This window comes from Streptomyces sp. NPDC024687 (assembly GCF_055559055.1).
Window position 1 is genome coordinate 647,578 of sequence record NZ_JBVHLJ010000005.1, and the last position, 12,236, is coordinate 659,813.

At 69.7% G+C, this 12,236-nt stretch carries 15 protein-coding genes and 1 pseudogene; 11 read left to right on the forward strand and 5 right to left on the reverse strand.

The genetic code is table 11. The annotated features are described in order from the left end of the window. Positions 1–5: 5 nt before the first annotated feature. The 3 genes from ACZ39I_RS23115 to rpmB form a co-directional block, all read right to left on the reverse strand. Positions 6–506, reverse strand: a complete 501-nt coding sequence (locus ACZ39I_RS23115) for a hypothetical protein (protein ID WP_467246195.1) — start codon at positions 504–506, stop codon at positions 6–8. 68 nt (positions 507–574) lie between these two features. Continuing rightward, positions 575–880, reverse strand: coding sequence for a 30S ribosomal protein S14 (gene rpsN, locus ACZ39I_RS23120; protein ID WP_352387863.1), 306 nt, complete (start codon positions 878–880; stop codon positions 575–577). A 13-nt stretch (positions 881–893) separates the two neighbouring features. Beyond that, positions 894–1,130 (reverse strand): 50S ribosomal protein L28, encoded by a 237-nt coding sequence (gene rpmB, locus ACZ39I_RS23125; protein ID WP_467246196.1) that lies wholly within the window; start codon positions 1,128–1,130, stop codon positions 894–896. Positions 1,131–1,192: 62 nt separating this feature from the next. Here rpmB and rpmG point away from each other — a divergent pair, with 62 nt between their 5' ends. From rpmG to ACZ39I_RS23150, 5 genes are all read left to right on the forward strand, one after another. Then, positions 1,193–1,357: a 50S ribosomal protein L33 gene (gene rpmG, locus ACZ39I_RS23130; RefSeq protein ID WP_030043314.1), complete on the forward strand. Its 165-nt coding sequence runs from the start codon at positions 1,193–1,195 to the stop codon at positions 1,355–1,357. Between the two features lie 2 nt (positions 1,358–1,359). Next, the gene (locus ACZ39I_RS23135; RefSeq protein WP_467246197.1) at positions 1,360–1,617 is read left to right on the forward strand and encodes a type B 50S ribosomal protein L31; all 258 of its coding nucleotides are present in this window, start codon (positions 1,360–1,362) and stop codon (positions 1,615–1,617) included. After that, entirely contained in the window at positions 1,617–2,795 is a 1,179-nt protein-coding gene (locus ACZ39I_RS23140) for a CobW family GTP-binding protein (RefSeq protein ID WP_467246198.1), read from the forward strand. Before ACZ39I_RS23135 ends, ACZ39I_RS23140 begins: the two co-directional genes overlap by 1 nt. A gap of 6 nt (positions 2,796–2,801) precedes the next feature. After that, positions 2,802–3,035 carry a 30S ribosomal protein S18 gene (gene rpsR, locus ACZ39I_RS23145; protein WP_393602712.1) on the forward strand — a complete coding sequence of 78 codons (234 nt, stop codon included), beginning with the start codon at positions 2,802–2,804 and terminating at the stop codon, positions 3,033–3,035. Positions 3,036–4,007: 972 nt separating this feature from the next. Further along, positions 4,008–4,250: a DUF397 domain-containing protein gene (locus ACZ39I_RS23150; protein WP_020122589.1), complete on the forward strand. Its 243-nt coding sequence runs from the start codon at positions 4,008–4,010 to the stop codon at positions 4,248–4,250. A 91-nt stretch (positions 4,251–4,341) separates the two neighbouring features. Here the strand turns inward: ACZ39I_RS23150 and ACZ39I_RS23155 are convergent, their stop codons facing one another. Next, positions 4,342–4,842, reverse strand: coding sequence for an ATP-binding protein (locus ACZ39I_RS23155; protein WP_467246199.1), 501 nt, complete (start codon positions 4,840–4,842; stop codon positions 4,342–4,344). Positions 4,843–5,207: 365 nt separating this feature from the next. On the opposite strand from ACZ39I_RS23155, the gene ACZ39I_RS23160 reads away from it, so the two are divergent. The 6 genes and pseudogenes from ACZ39I_RS23160 (at position 5,208) to ACZ39I_RS23185 (ending at position 10,747) form a co-directional block, all read left to right on the forward strand. Beyond that, a complete protein-coding gene (locus ACZ39I_RS23160; RefSeq protein ID WP_352388076.1) occupies positions 5,208–6,032 on the forward strand; it encodes a helix-turn-helix domain-containing protein in 825 nt (274 codons plus the stop codon). A gap of 141 nt (positions 6,033–6,173) precedes the next feature. Next, positions 6,174–7,634, forward strand: coding sequence for an aldehyde dehydrogenase family protein (locus ACZ39I_RS23165; protein WP_467246200.1), 1,461 nt, complete (start codon positions 6,174–6,176; stop codon positions 7,632–7,634). A gap of 123 nt (positions 7,635–7,757) precedes the next feature. Continuing rightward, positions 7,758–8,293, forward strand: a pseudogene (locus tag ACZ39I_RS23170) (DinB family protein). A gap of 18 nt (positions 8,294–8,311) precedes the next feature. Further along, positions 8,312–8,953: a PadR family transcriptional regulator gene (locus tag ACZ39I_RS23175; protein ID WP_467246201.1), complete on the forward strand. Its 642-nt coding sequence runs from the start codon at positions 8,312–8,314 to the stop codon at positions 8,951–8,953. A gap of 82 nt (positions 8,954–9,035) precedes the next feature. Then, complete coding sequence (locus tag ACZ39I_RS23180; RefSeq protein WP_467246202.1) at positions 9,036–9,989, forward strand: ATP-binding cassette domain-containing protein; 954 nt, start codon at positions 9,036–9,038, stop codon at positions 9,987–9,989. Next, the gene (locus ACZ39I_RS23185; protein WP_467246203.1) at positions 9,986–10,747 is read left to right on the forward strand and encodes an ABC transporter permease; all 762 of its coding nucleotides are present in this window, start codon (positions 9,986–9,988) and stop codon (positions 10,745–10,747) included. The genes ACZ39I_RS23180 and ACZ39I_RS23185 overlap by 4 nt, the downstream gene beginning before the upstream one ends. A gap of 67 nt (positions 10,748–10,814) precedes the next feature. On the opposite strand, the gene ACZ39I_RS23190 is transcribed toward ACZ39I_RS23185, so the two are convergent. After that, positions 10,815–12,221: a glutamate decarboxylase gene (locus ACZ39I_RS23190; RefSeq protein WP_467246204.1), complete on the reverse strand. Its 1,407-nt coding sequence runs from the start codon at positions 12,219–12,221 to the stop codon at positions 10,815–10,817. Positions 12,222–12,236: the final 15 nt, after the last annotated feature.

Genomic DNA, 12,236 nt, shown 5'->3' on the forward strand with positions numbered 1-12,236 from the left:
ACCCCCTACGACCCGAGCCCCGTCGTAGGCAGACCGCTCGGCAGGTTGTTGCCCTCCGCGCGGGTGTAGGTCTCGGTGCCGATTCCGCCCGACCACTTCACCTTGAGCGTGGTCCTGTCCACCGACTCGACCGTCCCCTCGGCCCGGTCCGTGCTGCCGTCCGAGCACTTGAGGCGGATCCTGTCCGCGCTCGCGGTACCGCTGCACACCGCGCCGCCGGTGGCGAAGAGCCCGGCCCGGTCGCCGTTGACCAGGAGTGCCACCGCCTTGCCGCGGGTGGTGGCCAGCCAGTTGCCCGCGACCTCGCCGGACGCCGAGGACGACGTGCCGCCCGTGCCGCCGGAAGAGGTGGCCGAGGGCGACACCGGCGCGTTGGAGCTGGGCGACGTGTCGTCGTCCGAGCCCCCGCCGCTGCACGCGGTCAGGGCGAGCGCGCCCACCAGAGCCGCGGCCACGAGCCCGGCCCGCCGACCCGACACAGTGCGCGAGAAGATCGCCGAAGTCACTGGAAGCTCCCAAGCTGTAGCGGTCGGCCAGACGACCGCAGCAAGCTACCAGCGGGTACCCGTGAGTGCTACCAGGACGATTTGCGGACACCTGGCAGATAGCCCGCGTGCGCCTGCTCCCGCAGTCCCACCCGGGACAGTCCGAAGGCCCGGAAGTAGCCGCGCGGCCGCCCGTCCACCTGGTCCCGGTTACGCACGCGCGTGGCGCTCGCGTCCCGTGGCTGCCGCCGCAACTCCTCCCGCGCCGCGAGCCGTTCGGCGTCCGTGGACGACGGCCTGCGGATGATCTCCTTCAGCTCGGCCCGCCGTACGGCGTACCGCGCGACGATCTCCTGGCGCTTCTCGTTCTTCGCGATCTTGCTCTTCTTCGCCATACCGGTGCTCCCCTCAGATCCGCACACCGCGCGCGCGGATCCGCGCCACGGCCGCCTCGACGCCGATCGAGTCGACGGTCTTGATGCCCTTGGTGCTCAGCCGCAGCCGCACGTACCGGCCCTCGGTCGGCAGCCAGTAGCGCTTGGACTGGATGTTGGGGTCGAAGCGGCGCGAAGTGCGCCGGTGGGAGTGGGAGATGCGGTTGCCGAAGCCCGGCTGGGCGCCGGTCAGCATGCAGTGGGCGGACACGGGTGATGCACCTCTCTCGGAGCGGGGATGTAAATGGAATTCATTTTCAGTAAGGTACCAGCATGGCACGCAACGAACTCCGCCCGGTCATCAAACTCCGGTCCACCGCCGGGACCGGCTTCACCTATGTGACCCGCAAGAACCGCCGCAACGACCCGGACCGTATGACCCTGCGGAAGTACGACCCGGTCGTCGCCCGCCACGTCGACTTCCGAGAGGAGCGCTGACCATGCGCGAGGGAATCCACCCGCCCTACGGCCCGGTCGTCTTCCGTGACCGTGCCGCGAACCACGCCTTCCTCACCCGCTCGACCCTTTCGGCGACGGCGAGCGGGAAGACGATCGAGTGGGAGGACGGCCACACCTACCCGGTCGTGGACGTCGAGATCTCCAACGTCAGCCACCCCTTCTACACCGGCACGGCCCGCGTGCTGGACACCGCGGGCCGCGTGGAGCGCTTCGAGCGCCGGTACGGAAAGCAGGACTGATGCTCTCCGTCGTGATCGTCGGCGGGCTGCACGCCGATGCGCGCAAGGCGGCCGTCGGGCAGCTGCTCGCCGACGTTCCGGGCAGCGTCGTCCTCCACCACGACCTGGCGACGGCCGCGGCCGGCACCGTCGTACGGACGGTCCGCGACGCCACCGGCATCCTGTCCGCAGGCGAGACACCGTTGGTCAACGACTGCGCCTGCTGCGCGCTCCGGGAGGACCTGGTCCCGGAGCTGCGCCGCCTGGACGCGGCCGGGACGCTCCGCCTCGCGGTCGTCGAGCTGTGGGACTCCGTCGAGCCCAAGGCGATGGCCGAGGTGGTCGCGGCCGCCGGCCTCACGGTCACCGGCGTGATCACCGCGGTCGACCCGGCCCTCCTCCTGCCCTTCCTCGGCAACGGCGACGACCTCGCCGACCGCGGCCTCGCCGCCGCGGCCACCGACCAGCGCACGGTCGCCGACACCTTCGCCCGTCAGCTGGAGTACGCCCCCGTCCTCGCCGTCCTCGACTCCCCGGAGGCCGACGAGGAGGACCACGAACTCCTCACCCAACTCCACCCGACGGCCCACAGGGTGCCGATCCGTGACGGCGAACCGACCGACGAGGCGGGCACCCGCCATTTGGTACGGCACCGCACGCACTCACCCCTCGCCCGTGCCGCCCTCGCCGGGTTCGACGTGGAGGCCGCCGCAGCGGCCCAGCATCCCGCCTGTGCCCTGCTGCCCGCCGAGGCCGACGCGCACGGTGTCGCCACGCTCGTCTGGCACCGGCGTAGGCCCTTCCACCCGGAGCGGCTGTACGAGGCGCTGGAGGACATCACCTGCGCGGCCGCCCGCAGCCGGGGCCGGTTCTGGCTCGCCGACAAGCCGGACGTGCTGCTGCACTGGGACGCGGCCGGCGGTGCCCTGTGCGTGGAGAGCGCCGGGCCGTGGCTGGCCTCGCTCCCGGACGCGGCCTGGGACATGGTCCCGCCGGTACGCCGGGCGGCCGCCGCGATGGACTGGCACCCCGAGCACGGTGACTGCTGCCAGCACCTCGTCTTCACCTCGCCCGGCCTCGACCGCGACGGACTCGAACGCCTCCTGGAGTCCTGCCTGCTGACCGACGCCGAGTACACCGCGGGGCGCGACGCCTGGAAACGCCTCCCGCCCGCCTTCGACACCCTCCTGGAGGTCTGACCCGCCATGCCCCGCAAGCCCGAACGCAAGCCCGCCAAGGACCGCCCCAACCCGCTGGACCAAGCCAAGATCACTTACATCGACTACAAGGACACCGACCTGCTGCGGAAGTTCATCTCCGACCGCGGCAAGATCCGCAGCCGCCGCGTCACCCGCGTGTCGGCCCAGCAGCAACGACAGCTCGCCCGCGCCATCAAGAACGCCCGCGAGATGGCACTGCTGCCCTACTCCAGCAGGTGAGCAGCCACGTCGGTGATTCCCTACGGTCGACGCGCAGGGAATCACCGATGTCCTCGGTCTGACCCTCACCGCCGACCGTCTCCACGCTCTCCGGGCCGGGCATGGGCGACTTCGAGCCCGGCTCGGCCCGGAAGAACGGCGTGACCGCACCATGTAGTTGAGCCTGGGACCACCGAGACCACCGAGACCACCGAGACCACCGGGCCGACGCCGGACCGCGTCTTCGCCGCACTCGCGAGCGCCGTACGCCGTGAGGTGCGGCGACTGCTGCGTGATGGTGGGCCGCCCCGCGTCCGGGCTCTGGCCGGCGGCCACTTCGCCGTGCGGCGTCCGAGCCTGTCCGAGCCCTGAGGGTGCTGCGCGAGGCCGCCTCGTCTCCGGGCAGCGCTCCGACCGGCAGCGCATCAACCGCCTGGAGACGGCCCCGCCCGCCAAGGTCTGACGTGCCCTCGCCGAGCCACAGCTGCGCATGCAGCGGCAGATGCAGGAGTCGGAGGCGTTCCGGCTCAAGGCCGGACACCATTCACCACCGCCTCCGTCCACCGCCCGACTCACCTTCTCCGGCACCGGCGACGTGGAGTTTCCCGCCTTCGAGCCACACCGGACGCCAAGCCTCCGGTGACCCGACCCCGATCCTGCCAACTCCGCGCACCGGAACGTCACATGGAACATGGAACAGGAAGGGCCCGGGACGCGTCTCTTCCTAGTGCACGAGGGATTCGATCCCGACGGTCCCGCTCGGCCGAAAGCCCGGACGATCATGGACGGGGGCGGGCGGACACATGTGACGCCGGCACCGGGGCACACAATGGAACGTATCAAGCGCCCCGGGCGTCACATCTGTAACCACGGGAACACCCCGCGTGCACGTGCATCTGCTCATGCATCTGCAAGTGAACAGAGCTATGATCCGGACCAGTTGACCACTGCATCACTGGCCACAAGGGCCACCGCACCACCGGGGAGCGACCTGTGGACCTCGACGTGTACAACGGCATGACGGCCACGGAACTGCGCGGGGTGGCCTGGCAGAAGAGCCGGCACAGCAATTCGCAGGGTTCCTGCGTGGAGTTCGCACGCCTTCCGGACGGCGGAGTTGCCGTTCGCAACTCCCGCTTCCCGGACGGCCCCGCGCTCGTCTACACCCGCGCGGAGATCGAGGCGATGCTTCTCGGCATCAAGGACGGCGAGTTCGACCACTTGATAGCGGGCTGAACCCCGGTCACCTACAGGTGACCGGGGGTGAGGCTCACAGCGCAGCGTGTAACGCGCGTAGAATCGTGGCCTCGTAAAGCGTCGCGGTGCATCACTCGGTGGCGCCCGCGGTCGGCCCGGCGTGCGGCTGGAGCCGGAACAGCGCCCAGACCAGCTTGCCGCCCAGTGTTCCCGCCATCGGGTGCCATCCCCAGCTGTCGCTGAAGGAGTCGACGAGGAACAGTCCGCGCCCCGACTCCGCCGAGAAGTCCTCGGAGTCGCGCGCGACCGGACTCTCCTGGCTGGGATCGCGCACCGCGCACACCAGTCGCCCGGTCCACCGCATCAAGTGCAGCCGCACGGGCGGATTGTGCTCCACGGTGTGCACGCTGTTCGCCGGCACCGCGTGCCGCAGCGCGTTGGTGACCAGTTCGGAGACGACGAGACAGATGTCGTCGAAGTGGTCGCCCAGTTCCCACTGGTCGAGCGTTCTGCGAGTGAACCTCCGTGCGTCGCCCACCGCTTCGTAGCGGGCGGGCAGGGAACAGGAGGCGGCGTCGGACACGGCCGCGGGATCCAGCGGCGGAAGGCCCTGCCGTAACGGCTCGAGCATGGTCGATCCATTCATCCCCATGCGAGGCACTCCCGGGAACTCGCGGTCGTTGCGATGCAGCGGTTGCGCGGGACCATGGTTTCGGATGAGCGATGCAGATGCAAGGTGCAGATGCACGTGCACGTGACCGAATTCGCCCTACCCGTACCGCTTGTTGGCCATTTTTTCCGCCATCTTCTCTACAGGTTCTTGCCTCTTCCTCCCCTCTACCTGTCTCGGTGCTGTGCAGAATCTTCGGCTTCTTTCCGTATCTGTAATCGGACGAGTACTGCTCGGAGTGTTTTAGTGGCAGACTTCGGCCCCTGAAGACGTTGGGGAGGCTGGCGAACGTGAGCGCGGGAGAGCCCGGATCGGTGGTGCGGCGGATGCTGCTCGGCTCGCAACTCAGGCGGCTGCGTGAGGCCCGGGGCATCACGCGCGAGGCGGCGGGCTACTCGATCCGCGCGTCCGAGTCGAAGATCAGCCGGATGGAGTTGGGCCGGGTGAGCTTCAAGACGCGTGACGTGGAAGACCTGTTGACGCTGTACGGCATCACGGACGAGCAGGAGCGGGCCTCGCTCCTCTCCCTCGCCCGCGAGGCCAACGTCGCGGGCTGGTGGCACAGTTACTCCGACGTCCTGCCGAGCTGGTTCCCCACCTATGTGGGTCTGGAGGGCGCGGCCTCTCTCATCCGTGTCTACGAGGTCCAGTTCATCCATGGCCTGCTGCAGACCGAGGCGTATGCACGTGCAGTGGTGCGGCGCGGCATGAAGGGCGCGAGCGCGGCGGACGTCGAGAAGCGCGTGGCGCTGCGCCTGGAGCGGCAGAAGTACCTGGCCGACGACGGTGGCCCGGAGTTCCATGTGGTGCTCGACGAGGCGTCCCTGCGCCGCCCGTACGGCGACCGTCAGGTGATGCGCGGACAGCTCCAGCACCTCATCGACATCTCCGAACGTCCCAACGTCCGGCTGCAGATCATGCCGTTCGGCTTCGGCGGGCACTCCGGCGAGAGCGGCGCCTTCACGATCCTCAGCTTCACCGAGTCCGACCTGACGGACGTCGTCTACCTGGAGCAGCTCACCAGCGCGCTCTACCTGGACAAGCGCGAGGACGTCACGCAGTACGAGAAGGCGATGAAGGAACTCCAGCAGGACAGCCCGGGCCCGGACGAGAGCCGGGATCTGCTGCGCGGCCTCCTCCAGCTCTCCTGAGCGCGCGGGATCTCCACCAACCCCCCGAGGGTTCTCCCCAGAAGTTCGCTCAGCGTGCCCAACTGGCGTATCCCGCAAGTACGATGACGTGTGATCAGACCGTGACGTTGATCGTGTGTCTGCTAGTGATTTGGGGATCACATGTCGTCGTACTTCACCGACCTGGCCCAGCAGTACATCGACGGTGAGTGGCGCCCGGGCACCGGCTCCTGGGACATCATCGACTTCAACCCGTACGACGACGAGAAGCTCGCGTCGATCACGATAGCCACGGTCGATGAGGTCGACGAGGCGTACCGGGCCGCCGCCCGTGCGCAGAAGAAGTGGGCCGAGACCAACCCCTACGCCCGCCGCGCGGTGTTCGAGAAGGCGCTCCGGCTGATCGAGGAGCGCGAGGGGGAGATCTCCGAGGCGATCATCGCGGAGCTCGGCGGCACCCGTCTGAAGGCCGGCTTCGAACTCCACCTCGCCAAGGAGTTCCTGCGCGAGGCGATCAACCTGTCGCTGCGCCCCGAGGGCAGGATCATCCCCTCGCCGGTGGACGGCAAGGAGAACCGCGTCTACCGCGTCCCGGTCGGCGTCGTGGGCGTGATCAGCCCCTTCAACTTCCCCTTCCTGCTGTCGATCAAGTCGGTCGCCCCCGCGCTCGCGCTCGGCAACGCCGTCGTCCTCAAGCCGCACCAGAACACGCCGATCGTCGGCGGCTCCCTGGTCGCGAAGATCTTCGAGGACGCCGGGCTGCCCGCCGGTCTGCTCAACGTCGTCATCACCGACATCGCCGAGATCGGCGACGCCTTCCTGGAGCACCCGGTCCCGAAGGTCATCTCCTTCACCGGTTCCGACAAGGTCGGCCGCCACGTGGCCACCGTCTGCGCCTCGCACTTCAAGCGCTCGGTCCTCGAACTGGGCGGCAACAGCGCCCTGGTGGTCCTCGACGACGCCGACCTCGACTACGCGGTCGACGCCGCCGTCTTCAGCCGGTACGTCCACCAGGGCCAGGTCTGCATGGCCGCCAACCGCGTCCTGGTCGACCGTACGGTCGCCGAGGAGTTCACCGAGAAGTTCGTCGCCAAGGTGCGGACGCTGAAGGCCGGCGACCCGCGCGACCCCGAGACGGTCATCGGCCCGGTCATCAACTCCTCGCAGGCGGAAGCCATTTCGGGCGCCGTCGAGCAGGCGCTCGCCGAGGGCGCGACCGCGCTGATCCACGGCACCAGGACGGACAGCCTGGTCGAGCCCTCCGTCCTGACGGACCTGCCCGCGAACTCGCCCCTCCTCAAGCAGGAGCTCTTCGGCCCGGTCGCCCTCCTCGTCACCTTCGACGGCGAGGAGGAGGCCGTCCGCCTGGTCAACGACACCCCGTACGGCCTCAGCGGCGCCGTCCACACCGCGAACATCGAGCGCGGTGTCGCCTTCGCCAAGCAGATCGACACCGGCATGTTCCACGTCAACGACGGCACCGTCCACGACGAGCCGATCGTCCCCTTCGGCGGCGAGAAGCACTCCGGCATCGGCCGCCTGAACGGCGACACCATGCTGGACTCCTTCACCACCACCAAGTGGATCTCGGTCCAGCACGGCCGCAGCGCCTTCCCCTTCTGATCCGCTCTGATCCGCCGAGAACGACCGCCGCCACGGCCCCTTCAGGACAGAACCTGTCCTGAAGGGGCCGTAGCTTCGTGGGTGTCGGGGGAAGGCCCCCGCGTCCGACGAAAGGCGGCTGTCATGGTCACTCACGTTCCCGCGGAGAAGTACGGCGACGAGCGCGGAGCGCTTCTGGCCTTCCTGGAGGAGCAGCGCGGCGGGATCCGGCGGTCGGTGCTGGGACTGACGGACGAGCAGGCCGCCGCCAAGCCCAGCGCGAGTGAGCTCTCCCTCGCCGGGCTGGTCAAGCACGTCGCCGAGACCGAGCAGGGCTGGATCGCCCGCGCCAAGGGCGAGGAGCCGGCCGTGCGGCGGGACCAGTCGAACTGGCACGAGTGTTTCGCCCTGGTCGGCGACGAGACCGTCGCCTCGCAGCTGGCGTACTGGGAGAAGGTGGCCGCCGAGACGGAGGCGTTCGCCCGTTCGGTGCCGAGCCTCGACGACACCTTCCCGCTCCCGGACCAGCCCTGGTTCCCGCCCGAGGGCCGGGTCTCCGTGCGCTGGGTGCTGCTGCACCTGATCCGTGAGACGGCCCGCCACGCCGGCACGCCGACATCATCCGCGAGTCCCTCGATGGGAAGACCGCGTTCGAGCTGGTGGCGCTCGCCGAAAAGTGAGGCCATAACCTGGACCGCATGTCAGCGATCAGACTTCTCGTGCTCGGCGCGGTCCGCCAGCACGGGCGGGCCCACGGCTACCAGGTGCGCAACGACCTGGAGTACTGGGGCGCGCACGAGTGGTCCAACGCCAAGCCCGGCTCGATCTACCACGCCCTGAAACAGATGGCGAAACAGGGACTGCTGATCGAGCACGAGACGGCGCCGTCCACCGCGGGCGGGCCGCCGCGCACGGAGTACGAGATCACCGAGGCCGGCACCGAGGAGTGCTTCCGTCTGGTGCGCGAGGCGCTGACCTCGTACGACCAGAAGATGGACGTCAAGTCGGCGGCCATCGGCTTCATCGTCGAACTGCCGCGCGCCGAAGCCGTGGCACTGCTCAAGGAGCGGATCCGCGGGATCGAGGCGTGGCGGTCCTCGGTCACCGAGCACTACGTCCCCGAGGACGGTCCGGAACAGCTCGGCCACATCGGCGAGATCATGAACCTCTGGCTCCACACGGCCGACGCCGAGGCCGAGTGGACCCAGGGGCTCATCGCCCGCATCGAGGGCGGGGCGTACACCTTCGCGGGGGAGGGCGAGCCGTTCGTCGGTGTCCTCGCCGAGGGCGAGGAGAACCCGTACGCGACGGGGGAACGGCATCCCGGGGACATCGGCTAATCAAGTTTGACGAGTGTGGCCGATGGCGTTACTTTGGGAATGTAGTCAAGTTTGACTACGTTGTGATCCTGGAGGGTGCCCGATGACCGACGTGATCGTCGCGGAAGGCCTGCGGAAGCGGTACGGCGACAAGGCCGCCCTGGACGGGCTCGACCTGAGGGTCGCGCGCGGCAGCGTCCATGGCGTGCTCGGCCCCAACGGCGCGGGAAAGACCACCCTGGTCCGCGTCCTGTCCACCCTGTTGCGCCCGGACGAGGGCCGCGCCGAGGTGGCCGGCCATGACGTGGAGCGCGATGCCTATGACGTACGGCTGCGCATCGGCCTGCTCGGCCAGCACGCGGCCCTCGACGAGGAGCTCGGCGGCCGCCAGAACCTGGAGATGTTCGGCCGCCTGTACCACCTGGGCGCCCGCCGCGCGCGTGTGCGCGCCGACGAACTTCTGGAGCGCTTCGGCCTCGCCGACACCGGCCGCAAACCGGTCCGCGCCTACAGCGGCGGTATGCGGCGCCGCCTGGACCTCGCGGCCTCCCTGATCCGCGACCCGGAGGTGCTGTTCCTCGACGAACCCACGACCGGCCTCGACCCGCGCGGCCGCGCCGAGGTGTGGGCCGCGGTCCGCTCCCTGGTCGGCGGCGGTACGACGGTCCTGCTGACCACGCAGTACCTGGAGGAGGCCGACCAGCTCGCCGACCGGATCTCCCTCGTCGACCGGGGCCGGGTCGTCGCCGACGGCACGCCGGACGAGCTGAAGGCGCGCACCGCGGGCGACCGGATCGACGTGGTCCTGCGCGACGCGGGCCAACTGGGCGCGGCCGTCGCCCTGTTGCCGCTCGACGCCGCCGGGGTCTCGATCGACCCCGACCGCCGGCTGCTCAGCGCCCCGGTCACCGACCGGATGGCGGCGCTCTCCGAAGTCGTACGGGCCTTGGAGGCAGCCGGGATCGAGGCGGAGGACGTGGTCCTGCGCCGGCCCACGCTGGACGAGGTGTTCCTGCACCTCACCGGTGACGACCGCCGAGTGAAGGAGGCCGCGTGAGCACGTACGCGCTGACCGATTCCTGGACCATGACCCGGCGCGAACTCGCCCACTGGGCACGGCAGCCGGTGCGGATCCTGGTCGGGCTGGTGTTCCCCGTGATGCTGCTGCTGATGTTCGGTTATCTCGTCGGCGGCGGCCGGGGCGTCCAAGGGGAGTACGTCGACTACCTGGTCCCGGGGATGCTCGCGCTGACCATGGCGTTCGGGCTGGAGGCGACCATGATCGCCGTCACCCAGGATCTCAACAAGGGCGTGATCGACCGCTTCCGGTCCATGCCGATGGCCAACGGGGCGGTCCTGGTGGGCCGTTCGGCCGCCGACATGCTCCAGTCCGCGCTGAGCCTGGCCGCGATGATCGGCGTCGGGTACGCGATCGGCTGGCGGGTCCACGGGGGCGCCGGCGGACTCCTGGCCGCGGTGGGCCTGTTGCTGCTCTTCCGCTTCGCGATGCTCTGGATCGGCATCCACCTCGCGATGGTCGCCGGCAAACCGGAGATGGTGCAGGCCGTGCAGATCCTGGTCTGGCCGGTCGGCTTCCTGTCCAACGCGTTCGCAACCCCCGACTCCATGCCTGGCTGGCTGGGCACGGCCGTCGACTGGAACCCCATGTCCCAGACGGCAACGGCGGTCCGGGACCTGGTGGGCGGCCCGGGCGGCGAACCGGGACACGTGTGGGCGGCGGTGGTGTGGCCGGTGGTGTTGCTGGCGGTCTTCTTTCCGCTGGCGGTCCGCAGGTTCGCCCGGCTGAGCCGCTAGGTGTACCGCCCAGGCCGGTTGGTCCCGGGGCCCCAGCGGCGTCGCCGCGTCCGCCGTGGGCCCAGGTCTAGTGATGGAAGCCGGTCGCCGCGCCCTTGTTCCTGGTGAACGGGTGGGACTGCGCGCGCAGTTCGGGCAGCAACTGCTCCAGGTCCTCCACGAACAGTTCGGCGAGGTCGGCCGAGAAGCCGTTGCGGCACACCACCCGCAGTACCGACAGGTCCTCCCTGTTCGGCGGGAAGGTGTACGCCGGCACGAGCCAGCCCCGCTCGCGCAGCCGCCGGGAGACGTCGAAGACGTCGTACGCCTGGACGTCCGGGGCCGTCGTGAAGGCGAACACCGGGAGTTCGTCGCCGCGGGTCAGCAGCCGGAAGTCGCCGAGCGCCTCGACGCGGTCGGCGACGCTCCGGGCCACGTCCCGCGTGGACTGCTGCACGGCCCGGTAGCCCTCGCGGCCCAGCCGCAGGAAGGTGTAGTACTGCGCGACGACCTGGGCGCCGGGGCGGGAGAAGTTCAGTGCGAAGGTCGGCATGTCGCCGCCCAGGTAGTTCACGCGGAACACGAGCTCCTCGGGCAGGGCCTCCTTGTCCCGCCACAGCGCCCAGCCGACCCCGGGATAGACCAGCCCGTACTTGTGCCCGGAGGTGTTGATCGAGGCCACGCGGGGCAGCCGGAAGTCCCACACCAGGTCCTCGTCGAGGAAGGGCGCGACCATGGCGCCGGACGCCCCGTCGACGTGCACGGGGATGTCCAGACCGGTGCGCTCCTGGAGGGCGTCCAGAGCCGAGCAGAGGTCCGCGATGGGCTCGTACGAGCCGTCGAAGGTGGAGCCGAGGATGCCGACGACCCCGATGGTGTTCTCGTCGCACAGCTCGGCGGCGGCCTGCGGGTCGAGGTGGAAGCGGTCGCCCTCCATCGGCACCTGCCGGGCCTCGACCTCCCAGAAGTTGCAGAACTTGTCCCAGCAGACCTGGACGTTGACCCCCATGACCAGGTTGGGCCGCGCACCCGGGTACCGGTCGGCGTTGCGCTGCGCCCAGCGCCGCTTCAGCGCCATGCCCGCGAGCATGCACGCCTCACTGGATCCGGTCGTCGAACAGCCCACCGCCGCCGAGGGATCCGGCGCGTTCCACAGGTCGGCGAGCATGGCCACACAGCGGCGCTCCAGCTCGGCGGTGCGCGGGTACTCGTCCTTGTCGATCATGTTCTTGTCCCGGCACTCACCCATCAGGACCCCGGCCTGCGGTTCCATCCAGGTCGTGACGAAGGTGGCGAGGTTCAGCCGGGAGTTGCCGTCGAGCATCAGCTCGTCGTGGACCACCTGGTAGGCGGTCGACGGTGGCAGGGGAGCGGTGGGGAGCCGGTGCTTGGGCGGGGCCTCGGTCATGCCGCCGACCGGATCGGCCTCGCCGTAGAAGGGATTGACGGACAACGGGCGCTCGTCGGGCTTCTCGGGTCCTTTGTGCAGTGGCATGGGTGTGCCTCCTGA